General features: G+C 70.4%; 19 protein-coding genes. 5 read left to right on the plus strand and 14 right to left on the minus strand.

The window, feature by feature from the left end; genetic code table 11:
* Positions 1 to 183: 183 nt before the first annotated feature.
* From ABZ863_RS13995 to ABZ863_RS14010, 4 genes are all read right to left on the minus strand, one after another.
* Complete coding sequence (locus ABZ863_RS13995) at positions 184 to 624, minus strand: hypothetical protein (protein WP_358535376.1); 441 nt, start codon at positions 622 to 624, stop codon at positions 184 to 186.
* Positions 625 to 732: 108 nt separating this feature from the next.
* A complete protein-coding gene (locus tag ABZ863_RS14000) occupies positions 733 to 1737 on the minus strand; it encodes a potassium channel family protein (RefSeq protein WP_358535378.1) in 1005 nt (334 codons plus the stop codon).
* Positions 1738 to 1817: 80 nt separating this feature from the next.
* A complete protein-coding gene (locus tag ABZ863_RS14005; RefSeq protein WP_358535072.1) occupies positions 1818 to 5030 on the minus strand; it encodes an ATP-dependent DNA helicase in 3213 nt (1070 codons plus the stop codon).
* Positions 5027 to 8188 (minus strand): ATP-dependent DNA helicase, encoded by a 3162-nt coding sequence (locus ABZ863_RS14010; RefSeq protein WP_358535380.1) that lies wholly within the window; start codon positions 8186 to 8188, stop codon positions 5027 to 5029. Before ABZ863_RS14010 ends, ABZ863_RS14005 begins: the two co-directional genes overlap by 4 nt.
* A 102-nt stretch (positions 8189 to 8290) precedes the next feature.
* Between ABZ863_RS14010 and ABZ863_RS14015 the strand changes: the two genes are divergently transcribed.
* A complete protein-coding gene (locus tag ABZ863_RS14015; RefSeq protein ID WP_358535074.1) occupies positions 8291 to 8578 on the plus strand; it encodes an MGMT family protein in 288 nt (95 codons plus the stop codon).
* A gap of 17 nt (positions 8579 to 8595) precedes the next feature.
* Entirely contained in the window at positions 8596 to 9447 is an 852-nt protein-coding gene (locus ABZ863_RS14020; protein WP_358535077.1) for a siderophore-interacting protein, read from the plus strand.
* A 577-nt stretch (positions 9448 to 10024) separates the two neighbouring features.
* On the opposite strand, the gene ABZ863_RS14025 is transcribed toward ABZ863_RS14020, so the two are convergent.
* Positions 10025 to 10831, minus strand: a complete 807-nt coding sequence (locus ABZ863_RS14025; RefSeq protein WP_358535081.1) for a uroporphyrinogen-III synthase — start codon at positions 10829 to 10831, stop codon at positions 10025 to 10027.
* On the minus strand, positions 10824 to 11789 hold the full coding sequence (locus ABZ863_RS14030) for a YafY family protein (protein ID WP_358535083.1): 966 nt from the start codon (positions 11787 to 11789) through the stop codon (positions 10824 to 10826). The genes ABZ863_RS14025 and ABZ863_RS14030 overlap by 8 nt, the downstream gene beginning before the upstream one ends.
* 62 nt (positions 11790 to 11851) lie before the next feature.
* Here ABZ863_RS14030 and ABZ863_RS14035 point away from each other — a divergent pair, with 62 nt between their 5' ends.
* Entirely contained in the window at positions 11852 to 12253 is a 402-nt protein-coding gene (locus ABZ863_RS14035) for a DUF3224 domain-containing protein (RefSeq protein WP_358535085.1), read from the plus strand.
* A gap of 10 nt (positions 12254 to 12263) precedes the next feature.
* The gene (locus tag ABZ863_RS14040; protein ID WP_358535087.1) at positions 12264 to 13385 is read left to right on the plus strand and encodes a winged helix DNA-binding domain-containing protein; all 1122 of its coding nucleotides are present in this window, start codon (positions 12264 to 12266) and stop codon (positions 13383 to 13385) included.
* On the opposite strand, the gene ABZ863_RS14045 is transcribed toward ABZ863_RS14040, so the two are convergent.
* The 8 genes from ABZ863_RS14045 to ABZ863_RS14080 form a co-directional block, all read right to left on the minus strand.
* On the minus strand, positions 13382 to 14056 hold the full coding sequence (locus ABZ863_RS14045) for a sirohydrochlorin chelatase (protein WP_358535089.1): 675 nt from the start codon (positions 14054 to 14056) through the stop codon (positions 13382 to 13384). The genes ABZ863_RS14040 and ABZ863_RS14045 overlap by 4 nt on opposite strands.
* Complete coding sequence (locus ABZ863_RS14050) at positions 14053 to 15174, minus strand: uroporphyrinogen-III synthase (protein WP_358535091.1); 1122 nt, start codon at positions 15172 to 15174, stop codon at positions 14053 to 14055. The genes ABZ863_RS14045 and ABZ863_RS14050 overlap by 4 nt, the downstream gene beginning before the upstream one ends.
* Positions 15171 to 15515 (minus strand): nitrite reductase small subunit NirD, encoded by a 345-nt coding sequence (nirD, locus tag ABZ863_RS14055; protein WP_358535093.1) that lies wholly within the window; start codon positions 15513 to 15515, stop codon positions 15171 to 15173. Before nirD ends, ABZ863_RS14050 begins: the two co-directional genes overlap by 4 nt.
* A complete protein-coding gene (gene nirB / locus ABZ863_RS14060; RefSeq protein WP_358535095.1) occupies positions 15512 to 18031 on the minus strand; it encodes a nitrite reductase large subunit NirB in 2520 nt (839 codons plus the stop codon). Before nirB ends, nirD begins: the two co-directional genes overlap by 4 nt.
* A gap of 135 nt (positions 18032 to 18166) precedes the next feature.
* Positions 18167 to 19540: a nitrate/nitrite transporter gene (locus ABZ863_RS14065; protein WP_358535097.1), complete on the minus strand. Its 1374-nt coding sequence runs from the start codon at positions 19538 to 19540 to the stop codon at positions 18167 to 18169.
* Between the two features lie 137 nt (positions 19541 to 19677).
* Positions 19678 to 21123 (minus strand): FAD-dependent oxidoreductase, encoded by a 1446-nt coding sequence (locus ABZ863_RS14070; protein WP_358535098.1) that lies wholly within the window; start codon positions 21121 to 21123, stop codon positions 19678 to 19680.
* Positions 21120 to 23210, minus strand: coding sequence for a molybdopterin oxidoreductase family protein (locus ABZ863_RS14075; RefSeq protein ID WP_358535100.1), 2091 nt, complete (start codon positions 23208 to 23210; stop codon positions 21120 to 21122). Before ABZ863_RS14075 ends, ABZ863_RS14070 begins: the two co-directional genes overlap by 4 nt.
* A gap of 130 nt (positions 23211 to 23340) precedes the next feature.
* Positions 23341 to 24135: a TIGR02569 family protein gene (locus ABZ863_RS14080; protein ID WP_358535102.1), complete on the minus strand. Its 795-nt coding sequence runs from the start codon at positions 24133 to 24135 to the stop codon at positions 23341 to 23343.
* A gap of 114 nt (positions 24136 to 24249) precedes the next feature.
* Here ABZ863_RS14080 and ABZ863_RS14085 point away from each other — a divergent pair, with 114 nt between their 5' ends.
* Complete coding sequence (locus ABZ863_RS14085; RefSeq protein WP_358535104.1) at positions 24250 to 24732, plus strand: hypothetical protein; 483 nt, start codon at positions 24250 to 24252, stop codon at positions 24730 to 24732.
* Positions 24733 to 24969 lie beyond the last annotated feature (237 nt).

Here is a 24969-nt window from a genome sequence, read left to right on the forward strand (position 1 = left end):
CCTGGGACGCCGTGCGCAGGAAACGCAGGAGCAGGAACAGCGCCCAAGGCCACCTTGGTTGCGTTGAACGCAACCAAGGTGGCCTTGGGGGCAGAAACGCACGCTGGTCGCGACCCAACGCAACCACGCCCGCCAACCCAAGGAGCTCGCACCGTGGGGGCTGCGGGGGTCGCCCCCGCAAAGCTAAAGCACTGCGGCGGGGCGGCGGGGGCCGCGGGCGACGAGGAAGGCGTACGTACCGCCGCTGGCGCAGCTGAGTACCAGCAGGGCCAGACCCATCGGACGTTTGAGGTCCGTGGTGCCGGGCGCAGTGCTGGCGAGCTGCACCTCCAGCAAACCGTCACCGACCGTGGCAGGCACGGCGATCTCGACCTGCTCGTCCTGGTCATGCCCGCAACCGCTGAGTGTTCCGTTGCGAGTGGTGCCGTCCAGCTCGAACCGCACCGTCTCCTCGGCGGCCGGATCGGTGCATTCGGCGGGGAGCGTGACGGTCGCGCGGACGGTACGGGTCTGCTCCGCCTCCGGTGTGCCGAACAGCGAGGGCCCGCTCCACCAGCTCAGCAACACAATGAGGATGCCGGTCACCGCGGCGACGCCGAGTACCTTCCAGGACATCGGCGGCATGGGCCGCCCGGGTCTCTTCACTCGCTGCCGCACGGCGCCAATGGTTCCAGATCACGCTGCCAATGCACAGAAAGCCGCCACGCACGCCACATCACCCGACTGGGGCGATCAGCGGCTGGCCTCCTCCACCGGGGTGACCTTGCGGACGTAGAGGAGCCGGTCGCCGCGCTCGATGGCGTCGGCCTCCGGCGCGTCCACCCGGTAGAGCCGGCCGTCTCGCACGATCCCCAGCACCAGGTCGGGCAGGTGCCGGGGTGAGCCGCCTTCCTCGGACGGTTCCACGGGCCGTTCCGCGATCGCCAGCCCGGTCTCCGGGGTGAGCAGGTCCTCCACCATGTCGACGACCAGCGGCGTGCGCGTCGCGATACCGAGCAACCGGCCCGCGGTCTCGCTGGACACCACGACCTGGTCGGCACCGGACTGCTTGAGCAGGTGGACGTTCTCCGCCTCCCGCACCGACGCGAGAATGCTCGCCTTGGGCGCCAGCTCGCGGGCGGTCAGCGTGACGAGTACGGCGGTGTCGTCCCGGTTCGGCGCGATGACGACCGCGCGCGCCCGCTGCGCCCCCGCAACACGCAACACATCGGACTTCGTCGCGGAGCCGTGCACGGTGATCAACCCGAGCGCGCTGGCCGCGTCGAGCGCCTGCTGGTCGGTGTCCACCACGACGATCTGGCCCGGCTCGGCGTTCTCCTCGGCGAGCAGCGCGTTGACCGCTGACCGGCCCTTGGTGCCGAATCCGACGACCACCACATGATCGCGCACCTTGTTCCTCCACTTCTGGATCCGCAGCGCCTGCCGCGAGCGCTCCGTCAGCACCTCCAGTGTCGTCCCGACCAGCACGATCAGGAACATCACCCGCAGTGGGGTGATCACCACAATGTTGACCAGGCGCGCGGTGTCGGTCACCGGGGTGATGTCACCGTAGCCGGTGGTCGACAGCGACACCGTGGCGTAGTAGAAGCAGTCCAGGAAGGACAGTTGGTCGCCGTTGACATCCCGGTACCCGTCCCGGTCGAGGTAGACGATCAGCACCGCCGCGAACAGGAACAGGAACGCGCCGACGACCCGGCGCCCGATGGCGTTCAGCGGGCTGACCTTCGTCTCCGGCATCCGGATGACGCCGACGAGCGCATGGCCCGGTTGGTCGGCAAGTGGCTGCCGGATGAGGCGCTTGATCACGGTGGCGCAGCCTAGTCGCTGCCGGGCATTGATCGCAGCAGCCGGCGCAGCCCGTCGGCGTCGAGAAGGTCGACCGGCCGCAGTGTGTGCTCGTGCCGGACGTAGTGGAACGCCGCCCGTACCTTCTCCAGTGGTGTACCCGAGAGCCCGGCCCAGGCCAGCCGGTACGCCGCGAGCTGCACGGACAGGGCGGGCAACTTCGCACCATCGGGTACCGCGCCGGTCTTCCAGTCGACCACCGTCCAGCCGCCGTCGGGGTCGGCGAACACGGCGTCCATCCGGCCACGCACCGTCACCCCGTCGATGTCGGTGGAGAACGGCACCTCCACCTCGTGCGGTGTGCGCTGGGCCCACGCGCTGCGCTCGAACGCTTCCTGCAATGCCTCCAGCTCCGCATCGCTCGCCGCGCCGACATCCGCTGCACCCGGCAGGTCGTCGATCTCCAGGAGCCGCTCACCCCCGAAGCGCCGTTCGAGCCAGCCGTGGAAGGCGGTGCCGCGGCGCGCGAATGCGTTGGGTGGGAAGGGCAACGGCCGCCGGAGCTTGCGGGCCAGCGCCGCAGGCTCGCCTGCGAGCTCGACGAGCTGGCTCACCGAGAGCTGGCCGGGCAGGCTGATCTCGTCGGTCACCGTGGCCGCCCGCTCCCGCTCGGCGAGCAGCACATCGGTGTCGGCGATCCAGCCGTCCGGATCGTCCTCGGCACCGGCCAGCGGCAGGTCCAGCTCCTCCAGCGCCGCGAGCACCAGCTCGGCCCCCTCGTGCACGGCAGCGCGTCTATCCCCGAGCGGGTCGGCAGGCCAGCTGACCGTGCGGGAGGCGGTGACCAGCGGGTTCTCCTCGTCCTCTGCTGGCGCCGGTGCCCAGTGCGCGATCGCGCCGACCTGCTCCTCGCTCCGGATCACCTCGGCGAGCTCGAGCAGGAACGCCGACGGCCCCTTCGGCCGCGCGCTGCTCTCGTTCCACCAGTGCCCGGAGGCGAGCAGGCAGTGCTCCGCGCGGGTCAGCGCGACGTAGCAGAGCCTGCGTTCCTCCTCGGCGTGCCGGGCCGCGAACCGCTCCTCGTGGTCGGTGCAGACCTCGAGCACGTCCTTGCGGTTCTCCCCGCCGTGCAGCCGGAGCTCCGGCAGGTCCTGCGAGTCGCCGCGCAGTGCCGCGGGCAGCTCGGGCACCGTTTTCAGCCACGACGACGAACGGCGCTTGCCGGGAAAGGTGTCCTGCACGAGATGCGGCACGGCGACCACGCGCCATTCCAGGCCCTTCGCTGAATGCGCTGTGAGGACCTGCACGCGGTCGGCGACCACCTCCACCTCACCGGGTGGCAGGCCGTCCTCGGCGTGTTCCGCGGTGGCCAGGTAGTCCAAAAAGGACAGCAGCGTGCCGGTCGGCGAGTTCTCCGCGTACTCGGTGACCACATCGGCGAAGGCGTCCAGGTGGGCACGTCCGGCGCTGCCCGGCCTGGCGAGAGCCTCGACGTCGAGCAGCATCGTGCGTTCGACATCGGCCACGAGCTCCGGCAACGGCTGGTCGAGCCTGCGCCGCAGGGCACCGAGCTCGTTGCTCAGCCGCCGTATGCGTACGTAGCCCTCCGGCGAATAACGCTGCAGGTCGCCGGGGTCGTCGAGCGCGTCGACGAGCCCGGCCTGCTCCGCACGCTCGGCGACGACCATGTCCTGCGCGGCGGAGAGCTCACCGGCCCGCCGCCAGAGCGCACCGAGATCGGCTGCCGCCAGGCGCCAGCGCGCACCCGTCAGCAACCGGGCGGCCGCCGTTCCGGACAGCGGTTCGGCCAGCACGCGCAGGGTCGCCACCAGATCGGCGACCTCGGGTTCGTCCAGCAACCCACCGAGCCCCACGACCTCAACGGGCAGGCCACGGGCGCGCAACGCCGCGGCGATCGGGGCCATGTCGGCGCGCCTGCGCACCAGCACGGCGGCCGTCGGCGGGGTGCCGGTGGCGTCCCGTTCGTCGAACCACGCCTGCGCCATCACCTCGGCCAGCCACTCACGCTCGGAACGCACGTCAGGCAGCAACGCGCAGCGCACGTCGGCGGGGCCTGCGCCGTCACGTGCCCGCAGCCGCTGTACCCCGAGCCCTTGCGCGCGTAACGGTTCCGCGACGGCGTTGGCCAGCGTGAGGACCTCGGGCGGGTTGCGGAAGCTGGTGAGCATTCCGTACTCGGCCGCGGGCCGGAGCCCTTCGGGACCACGCCGGGGGAAGTCGGTGGTGAACCGCGGCAGGTTGGCCGCGCTGGCCCCGCGCCAGCCGTAGATGGCCTGTGCCGGGTCACCAACCGCGGTGACTGGCATCGGCGTGTTCCCGCCGAACAGCGCGCGCAGCAGGACGCGCTGGGCGTGCCCCGTGTCCTGGTACTCGTCCAGCAGTACGGCGCCGTAGCGGTCCCGCTCCCCGGCGGCGACCTCCGGATGGGTGTCCGCGAGCTGCGCGGCGAGCGACATCTGGTCGGCGAAGTCGAGCGCACCCTCGGCCCGCTTACGCTGCTGGTAACTCTCGATCAACGGCAGCAGCGCGAGCCGGAACCGTTGCGCGGTGAGGATGTCGTTCAGCACCACGGGCAGCGCCTCCCGCTGACCCTTCGCTCGTGGTGCGTTCTCCACGATCCCGCAGAACCACTCGGTGTACTGCCGCAGCCGTTCCGGATCGACGAGGTGCTCCCCCAGCTCACCGGCCAGTCCCAGCAGCTGTGCCGTGACCGACGGCGGCACGCGGTCGGTGTCCAGGTCATTGTCCCATGTGGACACCACGCGGTGCCCCAGCTGCCAGGACGCGGTCTCCGACAGCATCCGTGTGCCTGGCTGCACCGGCAGCCGCAGGCCGTGCTCGCCGAGCAGTCGCCCCGCGTAAGCGTGGTAGGTGAGCACGGTCGGCTCACCGGTGAGCACCGCGAGCTTGCGTTCGCCACCGGGGTCGACGCGGTCGAGCAGGCCGGATCCGGCGAGTCGGCGCAACCGCGCGCGGACGCGGTCGGCGAGCTGGCGCGCGGCCTTGCGGGTGAAGGTCAGCCCGAGCACCCGCTCAGGGATGACCAGCCCGTTGGCGACCAGCCACACCACGCGTGCCGCCATCGTCTCGGTCTTGCCCGCGCCCGCACCGGCGACCACCAGTGCGGGTTCGGGCGGCGCGGCGATCACCGCTGCCTGCTCGTCGGTGGGCGAATGCAGGCCGAGTGCCTGCGCGATCTCGGCCGGGCTGACGAGTGCGCTCACGGCCCCGTCACCTGCCTGCCCTCGGGCCGGACCGGGCATGACGTGCGGCCGGGGCAGCGGTCGCAGTCGGCGTTCTCCTGAGCGGCGTACTCGGGCCCGGCGGTTGCCGCGGCGGCCTGGCGCACGAGCTCGAGCCACTGCGTGCCGCTCTCCTGGTCGAGCGGAGGCTGCGCGCGCTGTGTCGCACCGGTCTTGTTGTGCGCCTTGGCAACGTAGACCAGCCTGGCGCCACCGGGTTCGCTGCCCTGCTCGGCGAACGCGCCGAGCAGCAGCGCAAGCTGGTAGGCGGCCAGCTGTGGATGCTTCTCGGCATCCGCGGCGCTGACCGGTGTCTTGCTGGTCTTGACATCGACGATCACCGGCCTGCCCTGGTGGTCGACCTCCAGCCTGTCGACGCGTCCGGTGAGCTTCACCCGCAGTTCGTCGGCGGCCATGGGCAACTCCACCTCGATGTCCTGCTCCACGGCGAGCTGGGTGAGCTCGGTACGGCTGGTGTGCAGCCACGCCAGGAAGTTCTGCACCATCTGCTCGACCCGGCGGCGCTCGCGCCGGGAGAACCACGGCGCACCCGCGTCGACCTTCGCCCACGCGGCGTCGAGCTCGGCCTTCAGCTGCTCACTGTCGGCACCGCTGGCCGCCGCCTGCGCGAGCGCGTGCACCAGCGTTCCGGTCACCGCGGCGAGCTGCGCCGGATCGCTGCCACCGTGCCGCTCGAGTAGCCAGCGCAACGGGCACTTGGCCAGGATGTCCACAGTGGAGGGTGAGACGCGGATGGGATCAGCAGTGCTGCGCAGCGGCGCATCGGTACTCGGCCCGCGCAGCCCGTACCACTGGTCGGGATGCGCACCCGGCACCCCCGCCCGCGCCAGGCGCGTGAGCTGCCGGACGGCGAGCTGTCGCCGCTGTGGTTCGGCGTCGGGATCGCACACCACCGAGCGCAGCTCGCCGACCAGCTCGGAGAGCACGAGCGAGCGTTCCCGCGTGTAGCGGCGCACATCCGGACCCGGTTCGTCGCCGCCGGTGTCGATCAGCTCGTCCACGAACCGCGACGGCTGCTCGTCCTCGCCCTGCACGGCGCTGATCAGCAGCAGGCGGCGGGCCCGGCTGGCGGCCACGTAGAAGAGCCTGCGCTCCTCGGCCAGCAGCGGCGCCGTCGCCGACACCGTCTCATCGTCCACACCGGACAGCAGGTCGACCAGCCGTTCCACACCGAGGAGCGTGCCACGCAGGCGGAGGTCCGGCCAGCTGCCCTCCTGGGCACCGGCGACTGCAACGACTGTCCACTCACGACCCGCGGCACCGTGCGCGGTGACCAACGAGACCCCGGCACCGCGGGCGGCTGCCGGCGCGAGGCTGTCCCCCGCGATGTGTTGTGAGGTCAGGTACTCGGCGAACCCGGCAACACCGGCCCGTGGCAGCCGGTCGACATAGCGGCCTGCCGCGTGGAAGAGCGCGACGACGGCATCGAGATCGCGATCGGCCTGCACGGCAAGCGAGCCGCCGCGGGCGATCTGCCGCAGCAGCCTGCCCTCCAGCTTGCTGGCCTGCCAGACCCGCCAGAGCACGTCCTCGACCCCGGCCCCGCTGGTGACCGCCTCGCGCGCGGTGGCGAGCAGTCCGCCGACCCGACGCACCGGTGCTGCTTCCGCGTCGGCGAGACCGGCCAGGATGTCGTTGTCCCGCAAGGCTTCCACGAGTAGCTCATCGCTGGATCGTTCGCCGCCACCGGCCAGTTCGAGCCTGCGCAACCCACGCCGCAGGCGCCGCAGTGCCAGCGGATCGGCCCCACCCAGCTGTGAGGCGAGCAGCATCTCGGCGAGGTCGGCGTCGAGCGCGTCCGGCTCCGTGGCCAGCCGCAGGATCGCCAGCAGTGGCCGGACGCCTGCCTGCCGGGCCAGCGGCAACTCCTCGGTCGCCGAGGCGATCGGTACTCCGGCGGCGCCGAGTGCGCGCTGCAGCACGGGAAACGAGCGGCCCGGCGAACGCACCAGCACGGCCATCTCCGACCACGGGATGCCGTCGAGCAGGTGCGCGCGGCGCAGCTGGTCGACCACCCAGCTCGCCTCGGCGGCCGGCGTGGGCAGCAGCTTCGTGCGCACGACGCCCTCCCCGTCATCCGCCGGGTACAGGGTCCGGTACGACCGTGCGCCGGGAAGGTTCGTGACCACACGGGAGACGGTGGCGTGGACGGCCGCGGTCATTCGGTAGCTGCGGGTGAGTGTGATCGTGCGCTCGCCACGATGATCGACATCGGCGAGCAGGCGCGGATCGGCCCCACGGAAGGAGAACACCGCCTGGTCCGGGTCGCCGGCGAGCACGAAGTCGTCGGCAGCGCTGCCGAGCAGCTGGATCAGCCGGAACTGCAAGGGATCGAGATGCTGGGCGTCATCGACGAGCAGGTGCCGGATGCGCCGCTGTTCCCTGGCGAGCAGGTCCGGATCGCCCTCCAGCTCGACGAGAGCGCTCGCGACGAGCTCGGCTGCGTCGAGTGCGGGGGCACCTGGCGTGCCGAGCGCGTTGCCTCCCGACCCCTGCAGGAGGGTGACCTCCTCGTACTGCCGCCAGAAGGTTCCCGCGGCGATCCAGGCGTCGCGCTGTTGCTGGCCGCCGAGCTTGATGAGGTCCTCAGGGCCGAGACCGCGCTCAGCCGCGCGCAGCAGCAGGTCGCGCAGCTCCTCGGCGAAGCCGGGCACGGGCAACGCCGGGCGCAGCGTCTCGGGCCAGTCGGGCGCGCCCCGGTCGAGGTCCCCGGCGAGCAGCTCGCGTACGACCACGTCCTGTTCCGCGCCGGAGAGCAGGCGCGGTGCGGGCAGGTCATACAGTCCGGCTTGCAGGCGCAGCACGGCGAAGGCGTAGGAGTGCACGGTCCGGACCATCGGCTCGCGGATGGTCCGGCCGGCATGGTGCGGGTCGGCGGTGAGCAGGCGGGTGATCGCCGCGCGCACGGCGTCGGCGGCCCGCCGCGACGTGGTGAGCACGAGCAGGTTCTCCAGATCGGCGCCCTGCCGGACCCGCTCCGCGGCGAGTTCGCTGAGCAACGTCGTCTTGCCGGTGCCGGGGCCGCCCAGCACGCGGGTGAACCCGCGGGGCGCTGCGAGCAGGGTGGCCGCGGCGGTATCCCACGCGCGCGGTGGCGGCGGGCCGCCCGGTGCGCGCACGAGACGTGCTTTGAGTCCCTTCCTGCTCACGGCCTCGATGGAACCATGTCGGCCCGACAGGATCGCGCAGCGCCACGGACCGGGCGTGCCAGAGTGTGGGGTATGGACGAGGCACTGCACGAGCGAGTGCGGGAGATCGTGGCCGCGATTCCGCCGGGCACCGTCGCGACCTACGGTGACGTGGCGGCCGCTGCAGGCGCGCGCACGCCGCGGCTGGTGGGCCGCATCCTCGCCGAGGACGGCGCCGATCTGCCCTGGCATCGCGTGCTGCGCGCGAACGGCACTCCCGCACCGCACCTGGTGCACCGGCAGCTGGAGCTGCTGCGCGCAGAGGGCGTACTGGCCGACGGGCAGCGGATCGATCTCCGGCGGTACCACTGGCAGGGTTAATAGGTTAGCCTTGCCTAATGACAGTGCAGGAGGCTCCGGCGGCAACACCCACCCTGACCTACCGCGCGATCCGCGTGTGCGCTCTCCAGCAGCTGACTCCGCACCTCAGGCGCATCAGCTTCACCGGCGAGGACCTGCACGATTTCGTCAGCGTCGCGCCCGATCAGTACGTCAAGGTGTTCTTCCCGCTGCCCGGCCAGGCGCGCCCGCAGTTGCCGCCGGCGGTGGCGGCCGGCGACGTGACGTCCTGGTACCGGACCTACCTCGGGATGCCGGATGACATCCGCCCACCCATGCGGACCTACACCATCCGTGCGCACCGTCCCGAGGTGCGCGAGATCGACATCGACTTCGTGCTCCACGCCGACAGCGGACCGGCGTCGACCTGGGCCGCGAACGCCGCGATCGGCCAGGAAGTCGCCTTGCTGGGCCCGCACGGCCTGTACTCGGTACCGGCGGGCACGTCCTGGCAGCTGCTGGTGGGTGACGAGTCGGCGATCCCCGCGATCGGCGCGATCCTCGACGAGCTGCCCGCGTCCGTGTGCGCACAGGTCTACATCGAGGTCGCCGACCTGCGCGACCGGCAGGATTTCCCGACCGCGGGCGACGTGGAGATCCGCTGGGTTCCCAGGGGCGCCGCGCCGCACGGCGAGGCGGTGCTGGACGCCCTGCGCACCGCGCGGTTCCCGGCGGGCAGTCCGTATGCGTGGCTCTCCGGCGAGGCAGGGATGGTCAAGTACACCCGCAGGCACCTGGTGCGCGAGCGGGGCGTCGACAAGCGGGCGATCACCTTCACCGGCTACTGGCGGCTGGGCAAGAGTGAGGAGGACACCGGCCGCGAAAGCCTCCGCCAACTGGACGCCGGCTAGCGAGCGACGCCGGTTCCGTCCGCGAGTCCCCCACCCCGGTCGGCGAGTCCCCCACTCCGGTGCGCGAGTCCCCCGCCCCAGTCGGCGAGTCCCCCACTCCCGTGCGCGAGTCCCCCACTCCCGTGCGCGAGTCCCCCACTCCCGTGCGCGAGTCCCCCACTCCCGTGCGCGAGTCCCCCACCCCGGTCGGCGAGTCCCCCACCCCGGTCGGCGAGTCCCCCACCCCGGTCGGCGAGTCCCCCACTCCGGTGCGCGAGTCCCCCACTCCGGTGCGCGAGTCCCCCGCTGCGGCGCCCGAGTTGCCCGCGGGAGCACGCCAGTTGACTGCTCGGTGCGCCGATCGACCGGCGACGCCATTGGCCAAGCGACCGCGCGAGACCCCGGGCCGTCACCGCCCCACCGACAGCCGAACGGACACCTCACGCACCAGAACGGGCAACTCGCACACCAGAGCGGGGGACTCGCCCGCTCGAATGCGCAACTCGCGTGCCTGAGCGGGCAACTCGCGTGCCTCAGCGGGGGACTCGCGAGCCTGAGCGGGGGACTCGCGAGCCTGAGCGGGGGACTCGCGCGGTGGTTACCGGCTCAACTCAGCGGTCAGCAGCTTCACGAGGGCGCCGAGGCGTTGCCGTTCCGGTTGGAGTGTCGGTACGCCGAGTTCGGCCAGCGGCGCCGCCGTAACAGGGCCGACGCAGGCACACACCACATCCGCGCCGAGCTTGCCGACGAACTCGTCGTAACGGCCACACTCACGGGCAACGGTCAGCAGGTTCGCCGCTGCCGGGGCGCTGGTGAACGCCAGCGCGTCGACCGCACCGCCGACCACGCCGTCGATCAGGCGGCGCGCCGGTGCCAGATCGGCAGGCCAATGCCAGCGGTACGGCTGCAGCTCGACCACCAACGCACCGGCTTCGCGTAGCGCATCGGTGTGCTCGGGCAGCGCCTGGCCGTGTAGCTGCACCGCGATCCGCCTGCCACGCACTCCTTGCGCGAGCACGTGGCCGAACAGCTCCCGGTTGGTCTCCCCCGGCGCCGACCACTCCTCGGTGAGGCCCCGCCCGCGCACCGCTCCCTTGGCCTTCGGGCCACGGACGAAGATCCGGGTCCGCTCCAGTGTGCCGAGCAACCGGTCCGACAGCCCCCAGCCATCGGCAGCCGACAGCCAGCCTCGGAAGCCCGCACCGGTGGTGATCGCCGTGAGGTCGACATCATCGGCGACGACCTCCTCCGTCGCCGCACGCAGCCGCTCATCGTCGGGTAGCGGCACGATCCGGATTGTCGGCGCATGCCACACCGTGGCGCCATGCCGCTCCAGCGCGCCGATGAACTCGGCGGCGCGCCGCTCGGCAGTGATGCCGATCGTGACACCGTCAAGATCACCCATAGCGCGCACCCATCCTCGACACCGCGTCGGCCACCTCGTCCCTGAGATCGGCTGGCTCCAGCACCTCCAGCTCCGGGCCGAAGCGCAGCAGCTCGCCGAGCGCGGGGGCGCCCGGCTCGACCGGCAGCTCCACCCGCGACCAGCCGTCCTCGTCCGGTTCGCCGCCAGTCTCCCGCAGCGCCCGCGCGCCCACAGCCCCGAGGTAGAACGGTACGAGGTCCCTACCCAGTGGCGACAGCCGCACCAAGGCAATTCTGGGAAACATTCTGCGCTCGAACTGCTCCGACCATTCCCGCCAGTACCCGGCGAGGTAGAACCCAGCGGGCCGCACGAACTCACCGGCATCGGTGAGCTCGTCGATGCGCGACACCCGGTAGGTGCGGTCGCCTCCGTCGCAACGCGCCGCGAGATACCAGTTGCCCGCCTTCAGAATCAGCCCGAGCGGTTCCAGGACACGTTCCACAGCACTGTTGTCCCAGCGGCGATAACGCACTCGTAACCGGCGCGACCGCCACACCGCATCGGCGACGTCGGCGAGGCGGTCGAGCCGTTCGATGCCCCTATGCCAGCCGGGGACGTCGAGGTAGAACCGTTCGGCGACCTGCCCGGCACGGGCGCGCAGCTCCTCCGGCAACGCGGCGAACAGCTTGAGCTGCGCGGCGGCCAGCACGGTACCGAGCCCGAGTTCGGCCGCGGCGACCGGCAACCCGGCCAGCGCAAGCGAACGCGCCTCGTCCCCGGTCAGGCCGGTCAGCCGGGTACGGTACCCGTCCACGAGCTGGTAACCGCCGGTGCGTCCCCTGTCGGCGTAGACCGGCACGCCCGCCTCGGAGAGCGCCTCGATGTCGCGATACACCGTCCGCACCGACACCTCCAGCTCAGCGGCCAGCTCCTCCGCCGTCATCCGGCCACGGTTCTGCAACAGCAGCAGCACCGACAGCAACCTACTCGCCCGCATCCGTTCATTCTGCCCCGAAAAACTGACAGAAGATGGCAGGTATACCAGCCAAGCTGTCTGTCATGACTGGGAACACCTTCACCACGCAGACCTGGGACGAGCACGTCGTGAACGGCCCGGACGACGGGCCCCGCTATGCCCACGTGCACGCGACGTTCGCCTACACCGGGATCCTCGAGGGCACGTCGAGCTGCGACTACCTGATCTACTACGCCACCGAGGGCTACGACGACGGCAACAGTCAGCTCGCACCCGGCCTCGAACGGATCGAAGGCAGCGTCGACGGGCACAAGGGCAGCTTCGTCGCGCGGCACGATGTGCGTTACGGACCGGACGGAATCACCGACAACTGGACCGTGGTGCCCGGCTCGGGAACCGGCGAGCTGGCCGGCCTTTCGGGCCACGGCACCGCGGCTGGCAACTCGACGACGATCGCGTACACATTCGACTACGACCTGAGCTAGGAGGTACGCCGTGCTCGACGTCGACCGCGATCAGGTGCTCGCCTACCGGATCGCCGCGCACGGCCTGCATCGCGACGAGCACGATCCGTTTCGGTTGGATGTTTTCGACCTCGGCGTGCAGGACATGACCAAACGGGACACGGCCTGCCTTGCGCTTGCCTCCCGGTTGCCAGAGATCCACGCGGAGTCGCTTGTGGATGATCGACGGTTTGCTCTGGTGTGGACGCATCGGGGAGCGCCGCATTACCACCGCGCGAGCGAGGTCCCCGGCCTGATCCCGGCACTGTTCCCGCTCGATGACGCCGACACCGAAGCGCGGATGCTGTGGCAGCGCAAGGAAGTCGCCGCGGCGGGCATGCCCGCGCGCGAGGTGCTGCTGACGGCCGCCCGCGCAATGCGCAAGGTTGTCGACAAACCGATGACGAAGGGCGCGGCGAGCACGGCGGTCAGCAAGCTCGTGCCCGCCGCGCTGACCCGGTGGTGCCGGGGCTGCCAGGCCACCCACATCCACGAGCAGCTGATGCGGCTGGCCACACCGCTGGCCGGCATCCGGCTCGTACCGGGGGTGACACCGGCAACCCTTGCGGTGCTGGAGAAGCGCCCGCGTATCCCGGCCGCGCCGGACATCCCGGCGGCGACGGAGCTGGTGGCGAGTTACCTGCGCCTGCATGGACCGGCGACGGCTGCCGACGCGGCCGGCTTTCTTGGTACGACACGCCAGACGGTGGCCGAGCGGCTGTGGCCCACCGACCTGGCGGAGGTTCGCCTCGGCAAGCGCAAGGCCTACCTCCCGGCCGACCGGCTATCGCGGCTGACGAGCCCGCCGGATCCCGATGTCGTGCGCCTCCTCCCGCCGTGGGATCCGTTCCTGCAGGCGCGCGACCGCGCGGTGCTCGTGCCGGACAAGACGCACCAGAAGGAGCTGTGGAAGATCATCGGCAACCCCGGTGCGCTGCTCGCCGGCGGCGAGGTCGCCGGGGTGTGGCGCACCAGATCCGCGGGCAAACGGCTCGAGTTCCAGGTCACCGCACTGTTGCCGCTCGGCAAGGCGGCGAGGGCGGCCACGGACGACGAGGCGCACCGCATCGCCACGATCCGCGGCTTCGCCGACCTCCGCGTGACCTGGTACTAGGCTGCTCGGGTGGCGTGCAGGGTTTCGGTATAGCGACGCAGGACGAGATCGGCAACGGCCGGATGCGCGCCCAGTGGTTCGGCGACGAGGTCGGCGTCCGCCGCGACCAAGCGCTGCTGGAACAGTCCCGGCGCGAGTAGCCACGACGCCACGGCGACCCGGTGACTGGTGCGCCGCGCGCGTACGACGGCCTCAGCCACCGAGGGCTGCGCGGTCGCGGCGTAGCCGACCCGCACGGGTGTACACAGCCGCCCGGCGAGGGCCTGCGCGGCGGCAGCGACCTCGCCGCGTGCCCGCGGATCGCTGGAGCCCGCGGCCGCAAGGACCACGGAGTCGCCGGGTGCGTACCCGGCTTCGCACAGCCGGTGCTCCAGCACGTCGAGCAGCTCCGGCGCCGGGCCGAACGCCTCGGCGAGGACCGCCCGCGGCTGCCTGCTCGCTGCGACCTGCGCCGGGATGTCGGTACGCACGTGGTAGCCGGCTGCGAGGAACGCAGGCACGACCACCGCTGGCTCGCGCAGTCTATTGAGGACGGTCGTCACGTCGGGTTCGCGAACATCGGCGTAGGCGATCTCGACGCCGAGGCCACGGGAGCGCACCAGGTTCGCGAGCTCCTCGGTCACTTGTGGACCGGCGGGATCACGGGTGCCGTGCGCGACGAGCACGATCACAGCCGTTCTCCCTCGGCAGGCACGACCGCGAGCCGGTACCCGCGCTTGACGACCGTCTGCACGAGCCGCCCCTCCCCCAGCGAGGTGCGCAACCTGCCGATTGCGGTCTCCACCGCGTGCTCCTCGCCGCCGCTGGGCAGCGCGGCCGTCAGCTCGCGCCTGGACACGACCCGCCCCGGCTGCTGTGCCAGCGCACGCAGCACCGCCATGGGCGCAGGTGCCACCTCACACAGCTGGCCGTCGACCACCGCGGCCTGACCACGCAGCTCGATCTGCCTGCCCGCCGCACACAGGCGTGGCGAGCGGGCGATCAGCGCCTGGGACAGCGTCCGTGCGAGCGCACCGATCCGCGCCCGCTGCGGTTGGACCGTCGGGATGCCGACCGCGGCGAGCGGTCCCGCCGTGATGGGACCGACACACGCCACCACGACCCGGCGGGTCAGCGCGTCGACCAGCGCGGCCTGCCGTCCGGTGCGCTTGGCCATCGCGAGCGTGCTCGCTGCGGCCGGCGCGCTGGTGAACGGCACCGCGTCGATCGAACCGTCGAGCACCGCGTCGATCAGCCGGTCCAGCGGGCCGGGATCGGCGGGCCCAACCCACCGGTACACCGGGATCTCGATCACCTCGGCACCGCCGGCCCGCAGCGAGTCGACGAAGTACGGGAGCGGCTCGCCGTGCAGCTGCACCGCGATCCGCTGACCGTCCACACCGGAGTCCAGTAAATGCTGTAGCAGCTCGGCATTGCTCTCCGACGCCGGTGAATACACCTCCGAAAGGCCGGCTGCGCGGACCGCGCCTTTCGCCTTGGGTCCACGGGTGAGCACGTTCGTCCTGCTGAGACGGTCGAGCAAGGCCTCGCCGAGCCCCCAGCCCTCGGCGGCCTCGACCCACCCGCGGAACCCGATCCCGGTGGTCGCCACGACGGCGTCCACCGGTTGATCGAGCAGAAACCGCGTCGCCGCATGCAGTTCGGTGTCGTCGGCCAATGGGACGATCCGGATCGCCGGGCCGTACCGTACGGTCGCACCCTTGCGCACCAGTAGTGCGCCGAGCTCATCGGCCCGCCGCGCCGCGGTGATACCGACCGAGAAGCCAGCCAGCGGCATGAGGTCGGTCACGGCAGGCTCACATGCACGACACCATCGACGACACGGACGGGATAGGTGGTGACACGAACGTTCTCCGCGTCGAGACACCGGCCGGTCCGCAGCTCGAACCGTTCCTTGTAGATCGGCGAGGCCACCACGGGCACACCGCCAACATCACCCACGATCCCGCGCGACAGCACGGCGGCACCGCTAATGGGATCCAGATTGGACAGTCCGTAGAACTCGTCGTCCTCGGTGCGGAAAATAGCCACCTGCACGCCGTCGTCCAGTAGCGCCGCCACGCCGTAGGCGCGCAACACGGACTCGGCACGACAGACCGCCACCCAGGTCTGCTCCGCCATCGCTGTCATCGGCTCACCACCTCCGGCACACCCAGCAGCACGGGTACGCGCTGGTCACGTTCGGTACGGAACGAAATGGTCGGGTCCGGCGTACCGGGTGCGTTCACGAACGACGTGAACCGCGCGAGCTTCTCCTTGTCCTCCAGCACACCCTTCCACTCGTCGCTGTAGTTGGCGACGTGCTCGGCCATCGCCGCCTCCAGCTCGGCACAGATGCCGAGACTGTCATCGACGATCACCGCGCGCAGGTGATCGAGCCCACCTTCCATCTCCTCGATCCACGGCGCGGTGCGCTGCAGCCGGTCGGCCGTGCGCACGTAGAACATCAGGAACCTATCGATGATCCTGACCAGTTCCTCGGTGTCTACATCGGATAGCAGAAGGTCGGCGTGCCGCGGCATTGCGCCGCCATTGCCGCCGACATACAGGTTCCAGCCGTGCTCGGTGGCGATGACGCCGAAGTCCTTGCTGCGCGCCTCCGCGCACTCGCGCGCGCAGCCCGACACCGCCGACTTGAGCTTGTGCGGCGAACGCAGCCCCCGGTAACGCAGTTCGAGCGCGATCGCCAGCCCGACGCTGTCCTGCTGCCCGTAGCGGCACCAGGTGGTACCCACGCACGACTTCACCGTGCGCAGGGCCTTGCCGTAGGCATGCCCCGACTCGAATCCGGCATCCACGAGCCGCCGCCAGATGTGCGGCAGCTGGTCGACGGTTGCACCGAACAGGTCGATCCGCTGCCCACCAGTGATCTTGGTGTAGAGCCCGAACTCCTTGGCCACCTCGCCGATCACGATCAGCTTGTCCGGTGTGATCTCGCCGCCGGGAATGCGTGGCACCACCGAGTAGGTTCCGTTGCGCTGCAGGTTGGCCAGGAAATGGTCATTGGTGTCCTGCAGCGTCGCCTGCTCGCCGGCGAGGATGTGCCCGTTGCCGAGGGTTGCCAGTATCGAGGCGACCGCGGGCTTGCAGACAGCGCAGCCCTTTCCGTTGCCGTACCGGTCGATGAGCTCGCTGAAGGTCGTGATCCGGGTCGCGCGGATGATCTCGAACAGCTCAGCCCGCGACTGTCCGAAGTGCTCGCACAGCGCCTTGGACTGCTCAACGCCGCACGAGCTGAGCAGCTTGCCCAGCATCGGCACGCACGAGCCGCACGACGTGCCCGCGCGAGTGCACGCCTTGATCTTGGGGACGCTGTCGCAACCCTCCGCGGTGATCGCGTGTGTGATGGCACCCTTCGTCACGGCGTTGCACGAGCAGATCTGCGCCGACTCCGGCAAAGCCTCGACGCCGACCGCGGCCTCGCCGGTGCCCGCGGGTGCCAGCAGCACGCCGGGCTCGGCAGGCAGTTCGTTGCCGACGAGCGGGCGGAGCAAATTGTACTCGCCGGCGTCGCCGACGAGCACGCCGCCGAGCAACGTCCGCGCGTCGTCGGAGACCACGAGTTTCTTGTACGAGCCGTTGACGGCATCGTTGAAGACCACCTCGAGCGCGCCATCGGTGGCCGCGTGCGCGTCGCCGAAGCTCGCGACGTCGACGCCCATCAGCTTGAGCTTGGTGGAGGTGTCGGCACCGGGGAACGAGCCCGCCTTGCCGAGCAGGGTCGCGGCGGCGACCTCCGCCATCGAGTAGCCCGGTGCGACCAGGCCGTACACCCTGCCTTCGATGGCCGCGCACTCACCGATCGCGTATACGTCGGGATCGCTCGTGCGGCAGGTGCCGTCCACCACGACACCGCCGCGCTCACCGACCTCCAAACCACAGGCACGAGCCAGCTCGTCGCGTGGACGTACGCCCGCGGAGAAGACGAGCAGGTCGATGTCGAGCTCGGTGCCGTTGCCCAGTCGCGCGCACAACCGGCCCCGGTCGGCCTCGATCGCCTCGGTCGAAGTTCCGATGTGGACGGTCACGTCGAGCTCGGCGATGAGCCTGCGCAGCAGGCTGCCACCGCCCTCGTCGACCTGCAGCGGCATGAGCCGCGGGGCCATCTCCACCACGTGTGGCGAGAGACCGATGTCGCGCAACGCCTTCGCCGCCTCCAGCCCGAGCAGCCCACCGCCGACGACGGCGGCCGCCGGCCTGCCCCTGCCCTGCCGTGCCCGCTCGACGGCAGCGCGGATCTCGTCGAGGTCCTCGATGGTCCGGTAGACGAAGCAGCCGGGCAGGTCGTGCCCCGGCACCGGCGGCACGAAGGGCCGGGATCCGGTCGCCAGTACCAGGGCGTCGTAGTCCTGTACATGACCGCCCGCGGTCGTGACCCGCTTGGCGGCACGGTCGATCTCCACCACCGGATCACCGAGGCGTAGCTCGACGTTGCCGTCGCCGGCGTAGTCAGAACCCGGCAACGCGAGCGACGCAGGGTCCCAGGTGTCCACATAGGAGGTGAGTGCGACCCTGTCGTACGCCGGACGGACTTCCTCGCCGAGCACGACAATGCGCCACGTCGCGTCGACGTCGTCCGAGCGGACGGCTTCCACCAGTCGGTGGGCGACCATCCCGTGCCCGACGACAACCAACGTTCGACTCATCTGCACCCAACCTCCGTTACGGCTGCTCCCATGCTCACCAGGCACCGTGTCCGCCCTGCTTCCAGTCGATTTCGGCAGTGTTACCAAAACCTCCCCTTGCAGGTCAGGGCATGTGCAGTTGTCACGTGGACGCTGTCACACCGATGCTCCGGCGCCGGCCAGCTCCAGCTTCCTGTCGGCCGCGGTCTTCGCGATCGGCCCCCGCAGGTACACGACGTAGGTCACGACGATGCACGCCGCGTAGAACACGAGGAAGGACCAGAAAGCAACGACGCCGCTGCCGGTGCTCTGGAACGACGCGCGGAACGCCAGGTTGATGAACAGCCCGCCGAGTGCCCCGACGGCGCCCGCGATCCCGATCAGTGCACCGGAAAGCCTGCGGGCCGTCCGCAGCGCGGTCGCCTCGGACTCCCCGTCGGCGATGGCGGCGAGAGCCTTGGTCTTGAAGATCGCTGGGATCGTCTTGTAGGTCGAACCGTTGCCGATCCCGGAGAACACGAACAGCGAGACGAAGCCGACCATGAACAGGGCGAGTGAGCCTGCGTTCGACGCCATGATGCACACCACGGTGCCGACGGCCATCCCGAAGAACGTGGCCAGCGTGACACGGGAGCCGCCGTACTTGTCGGCCAGCCAGCCGCCGACCGGGCGGATGAACGAACCGACCAGCGCGCCGATGAACGTCACCTGCGCGGCCTGCAGCGGCGTGCGGTCGAACTGGTTCTGCAGCACGAGACCGAACGCGAAACTGTAGCCGATGAACGAGCCGAACGTTCCAATGTAGAGGAACGACATCACGTATGCGTGGCTGTCCTTGAGCACCTCGCCCATCGCGTTGCCGTCGTTGGACAGGTGCGCGATGTTGTCCATGAACAGTGCCGCACAGGTCAGCGCGACGATGATGACCGGAAGGTAGATGTAGAAGATGATCTGCGGAGCGGAGGGACCGGCTGTGCTGATCACCAGCAGGCCGATGAGCTGGATCACCGCGACGCCGAGATTGCCGCCGCCCGCGTTCAGGCCAAGCGCGTAACCCTTGAGCCGCTCGGGGAAGAACGCGTTGATGTTCGTCATCGACGATGCGAAGTTCCCACCGCCGACACCACCGATTGCCGCGACGAGAATGAACACCCACAGTGGCGTGCCCGGCGTCATCACGATTGCCGCGAGGATCGTGGGGATGAGCAGCATTCCCGCACTGACGATCGTCCAGTTGCGACCGCCGAACTTGGCCACGGCGAGGCTGTAGGGAATGCGCAGGATCGAGCCGACCAGCGTCGGCGTCGACACGAGGAGGAACTTGTCGGCCGGTGTGAACCCGTACTCGGTCCCCATGAACAGGACGAGTACCGACCACATGGTCCAGATCGAGAAGCCGATGTGCTCGGCGAAGATCGAGAACCACAGGTTGCGACTGGCGATCTTCTTTCCGGTCGACTCCCAGAACCCGGTGTCCTCGGGCTCCCAGTGCTCGATCCACCGCTTTCCGGTTCGGGTCGCAGCGGCCATGATGTGTCTCCTCTTCATCGGGCGGGGCGCCGTGTCGAGCGGAACCTAGCCAGTGGCCGTTTCAGGCACGGCGTCGTGCAGTCGCCTCGCTGCTAACTTCTTCTCACAAGACGGGGGATGTGCTGTGAGATCCCCGGTCACGCGGTGCTCGCGAGCCATTCGGCGATGCCGCACACCGCGTCTTTGCAGCTGCCGCAACCGGTACTGGCTCTGGTGGCCGACGCCAGTTCGGCCACACTGGACGCTCCCGCGCGCCAGGCGTCCACGAGCTGCCCCTTGCTGACCGAGTTGCACCGGCACACCACGGCGGCTGCGGGCAGATCCGCCGGGCTGGCCGCGGTGGGCGCACCGGTTGGCAGCGCACGGCCGAGCAGTAGCGCGAGCCGGTCGCTGGGCGCGGGCACACCCCGGTCGTAGAGCTGTGTGATGGTGGCCGCCGCATCCGGCAGGCCGAGCACGATCGCTCCGGCCACCCTGTCGTCGCGCAGCACCAGCTTGGCGTAACGACCACGCGCGGGATCGTCGAAGCAGAGGACCTCGGTGCCGTCGTCACCGGTCTCGGTCTGGGCCTCACCGAGCGCGGCGAGGTCGATGCCGCGGGCCTTGAGCCGGGTCACCACCGAGGTTCCGCGGTACCGGGCCGCGGTGTCGGCTCCGGTCAGCAGGTCGGCCAGCACGTCGGCCTGCTCGAACGCGGGCTGCACGAGACCGGACACCGTGCCCGGGTGCTGCGCGCAGTCGCCGATGGCGTAGATCCGCCCGTCACTCGTGCGCAACGCGTCGTCCACGAGCACGCCGCGGTCGACGGCAAGACCGGCCCCCGCCGCCAGCTCCGTCTCGGGGCGCACACCGGCGGAGACCACGACCAGATCGGCATGCACGTGGCTGCCGTCGTCGAGTTTGAGCCCGTCGCCGGGCATGTACTTCGCCGCCGACCGGCCGAGCCGGAAGTCGATGCCGAATCCGCCCAGCGTGCGGGCAAGCACCCGTCCGGCAGCCGGATCGAGCTGGCGTTCCATGATGTGGCCCATCGGGTGCACCACGGTGACCAGGTTTCCGCGCCCGGCGAGACCGCGCGCGGCCTCCAGCCCGAGCAGGCCGCCACCGAGCACCGCGACCGGTGCGCCGATGCGGGCGGCCTCGAGAATGCGCTCGCAGTCGGCCATCGTCCGGAACGCCACGGCTCCCTCGGCGAGCTGACCGTCCTCTGTGCACAGTCCGTCGACAGGAGGCAACCACGGCCTGCTGCCGGTGGCGAGCACGAGCGCGTCGTACGGCACCGCGCTGCCGTCGGCGAGCTGGACGGTCCGCGTGTCCCGGTCGATCCGCTCGGCCGCGACACCGCGCCGCAGGTCGATCCCGTGCCTGGCAGCCCATTCCTCGTCGTGCAGCCGCACGGTGTCCGGTCGCATCGAGCCGCCGACCACCGCGGAGAGCAACACCCGGTTGTAGGCGTGGTGCGGCTCGTCACCGACCACGGTCACGGTCACGCGCTCACCGTCAGGGTCCCGCCTGCGGATCTCGTCGGCGAGGCGCGCCGCCGCCATCCCGTAGCCGAGTACCACGACCTTACGGGGGCTCAACTGGCACCGTCCTTTGTAGTCAGCCGCACCGCACAGACTTTGAACTCCGGCATCCGGCTCGTCGGGTCCAACGCCGGGTTCGTCAGCAGATTGGCCCGCTGTTCACCGGGGAAGTGGAACGGAAGGAACACGACGTCCTGGCGTATCGAGGAAACACAGCGCACGCGTGCGGCCACCTCGCCCCGGCGCGACACGACCCGCGCCCAGTCGCCATCCGCCAGCCCGGCGCGCGCGGCGGTATCCGGATGGACCTCGACGTAGGCCTCCCCGATCGCGTCGGTCAGCTCTTTCACCAGTCGGGTCTGCGCACCGGACTGGTAATGCTGCAGCACGCGTCCGGTGGTGGCCTGCAAGGGAAACTCGGCGTCCGGCGGTTCGGCTGGCCCCGTGTGCTCGACGGGCACGAACCGCGCGCGGCCGTCCGGGTGAGCGAACACGTCCAGGAACATGCGGGGCGTGCCGGGATGACCTTCCCCCGGCACCGGCCAGTACAGCGCCTCCCCGACGCGCAGCCGGTCGTAGCTGATACCGGAGTAGTCAGCGGGGCCACCTGCGGAGGCCGCGCGCAGCTCGGTGAACACCGTCTCCGCGTGCACGGGGAACCGGTTCGCAGGCTGACCGAGCCGGGTGGCGAGTCCGGCGAGGACATCGAGGTCGGTGCGTACACCCGGCGGCGGGTCGACGGCCTTGCGCCGCAACAGGATCCGTCCCTCCAGATTGGTCATCGTGCCGTCCTCCTCGGCCCACTGGGTGACCGGGAAGACCACATCGGCGAGTGCAGAGGTCTCCGACAGCACGAGGTCGGCCGTGACCAGGAAGTCCAATGCGGACAGCCGGTCAGCCACGTGTGCCGCGCGTGGCGCGGATACGACGACGTTGCTGCCGAACACCAGCAGCGCCTTCGGGCCCTGTTCGGTGCCGAGCGCATCGAGCAGCTCATACGCCGAGCGGCCGGGCCCGGGCAGCGACTCGGCGGGCACGCCCCAGACACCGGCGACGTGCTCGCGCGCGGCCGGGTCCGCGATCTTGCGGTAACCGGGCAGCTGGTCCGCCTTCTGGCCGTGCTCGCGCCCGCCCTGGCCGTTGCCCTGGCCGGTGAGACAGCCATACCCGGCGCCCTCGCGTCCCGGCAGGCCGAGCGCCAGCGCGAGGTTGATCCAGGCGCTGACGGTGTCGACGCCGGTCGCGTGCTGCTCGGCGCCGCGCGCGGTGAGCACGTAGGCGTTGCGCGCGGCGGCGAGCAGTGCGGCGACGCGGCGCTGGTCGGCAGCGGACACGCCCGTGATGCGCTCGACACGCTCCGGCCAGTACGCGGCGGCAATCCGCCACACCGCATCGAACCCGGCGGTCCTAGAATCCACATAGGACTGGTTGAGCAAGCCGTCGGCCACGACCGCGTGCAGGATTCCGAGCGCCAGCGCCAGGTCCGTACCGGGTGCCGGTGCCAGATGCAGGTTCGCCTGCTCGGCGGTCGGAGTGCACCGGGGGTCCACGACGACGAGCCCGCCCTTGGCCTTCGCGCCCCCGAGGTGCTGCACGAACGGTGGCATGGTCTCGGCGGGGTTCGCTCCGACGAGCACAATGGCGTCGGCGGTGGCGAGGTCCGTGAGTGGGAACGGCAACCCGCGATCGAGGCCGAACGCCTTCATGCCCGCAGCCGCCGCCGAGGACATACAGAACCGGCCGTTGTAGTCGATCTGTGAGGTGCCCAGCGCCACCCTGGCGAACTTGCCGAGCAGGTAGCTCTTCTCGTTGGTGAGCCCACCGCCGCCGAAGACGGCGACCGCGTCGAGTCCGTGCGCTGTCTGGATCTCGCGCAGCCGGTTCGCGACGAGATCCAGCGCAGCGTCCCAGCTCGCGGGGCGCAGTTCGCCACCGGTGCGGATCAGCGGCCTGGTCAGCCGGGCCGGGGAGTTGAGCAGTGCTGGTGCGGTCCACCCCTTCTGGCACAGCCCACCGGCGTTCGTCGGAAACTGGCGCGGGGCGACCTCGGCTTCCGGGCTGATCGTCATACCGCACTGCAATGCGCAGTAGGGACAATGGGTGGCTACGGCGGTCGTGGGCGTTGGCTCGGCCGTCAGCGTCAACGGGCACCTCCTGCTGCTCGCTGGCAGGTCCTGACGGTAGGTACCCCGTGTTACTTGAACATGGCCGGATGTTTCAGGCGTGCGACATTGCCCGCCCAGGCCGGATGCGATGCGGTGAGGGTCGCGCGCGTCACAGAATTTCGCTGACCTCACTGGCTGCCACGCGCAGGCCGTCCAGGGCCGCGGCGGTGGAATTCGGATGCAACGCGTTGTAGGCCAGGCGGAACAGCGTGGCGCGCAGGAGTAGCTGTGGCCACTCGGGCAGATGCGACCAACGGCGCAGCAGCGCACTGTCGGCACCGCCCCAGGCGACCGCGTCCACCGCGGCCACCGCGGCTCCCCACTCGGCCGGCCGGTAGTGCGGAACGAAGTCGACGAGCCCTGGCGCGGCATCGCCGTCGAACAGGACGGTGCCGAACAACTCCGCGTGCACGAGCTGGTCGGGCAGCGAGACCGGGCGGCGGGCGGGGACCAGGATCTCGAACCAGCGGCCGCCCTTCTGTTCATCAAGTTCGGCCTCGTGTTCACCCCAGGCGATGCGCTCGGCGACAGCGGACACATCGCGGCGCTTGGCAAGGAAGTCGGGGCGGGGAAGGTTCGCGGTGGCCTGGTGGAGCTTGACGGCGGTGAGCACGAGGGCGTCCGGCCGGTTCTCCGCTGTTCCGGCAACGTAGCGGCTGGCGCTCCAGCCGCCGATGAGCCAACGGCCGTCGGTGGTGCGCAGCGGGCGGGCAATGCGCAGGTCGGGGATGTCGAGTGCGGCGAAGGTGGTGGCAAGCCACAGGGCATGGGTCCGATCGGTGACCTGTCTCAGCACCACGTCGCCACAGCGCCACGCGCCACCGGGCAGCGGCTCCGCGCCGTCGAAGCTCGCCCCGAACGCCGTGCACACGTGCACTGGCGGGCGTCTGAGGCTAGGGTCCACGACCCGGGACGGTACCGCGCCGGTCCCCCTCGCGGGTGCAGGCGCACGGCACGCTGCCCGCTCGTCTCCCACATTCGCTGGCCGCCCGTGCGCCGAACCTGCCAGTCTGAGGCCATGGTCGACACCGCGGCGAAACCGCCGACGGACAGAACCGCCTGGCAGCTCACCGCACAACTGGGCTGGTTGGGCGTCGCGGGGTTCGTGACAGGTATCCCAAGCGCTGCGGTCCTGTTCGCGCCCATCTTGCTGGTGCCCACTCTCGCACTCCTCTTCGCGCTGAACTACCTGGTCGGCACGGCGACCGCGAAAGCGACTCCCCTTACGGCCGGCCCGGGAAGGCGCGCGGTGTGGGCGGGCCTGGTGACGGTGCTGGGCTTCGCCGGCGTGCTGTACCTCCTGGTTTTGAGCCCGTCAGGTGTCCTGGGGGGCGCCCTGTTCGCGCTACCGGGCCCCGTCGTCGCCGCGATCCTGGCCGACCGCTGGCCCGTGCGGGCCGGTGGTCTTGCGCTGACCGGCGTGGCCATCGTGGTCGGCATCATCAACCCGGACAGCATGCACATGTTCGGTACGCTCTGTCTCGGCCTGCTGGGCCTCTAGCGCAAGTGCGCCTGAAGATCGTTCACGTATGCCGGCGCCAGCGCCTCGATGATTTCGCGGGTGGTACCTCCAGCCAGGGCGTAGATCGTGATCGCTGTCCAGACAAGAAACTTGCCAAAAAATGTGACTTGCCTAGTCAAGGCAAGTCGGATTTTTTGGCAAGTTTGCGGCCCACGAACTGAAGCGGTGAGTAGAAGTACTGTGTGCGGCGGCCCGCGGACGTGCCAGGCTTTCGCG

Origin of the sequence: Saccharomonospora sp. NPDC046836 (genome assembly GCF_040645195.1) — a bacterium.
Taxonomy (GTDB): Bacteria; Actinomycetota; Actinomycetes; order Mycobacteriales; family Pseudonocardiaceae; genus Prauserella_A.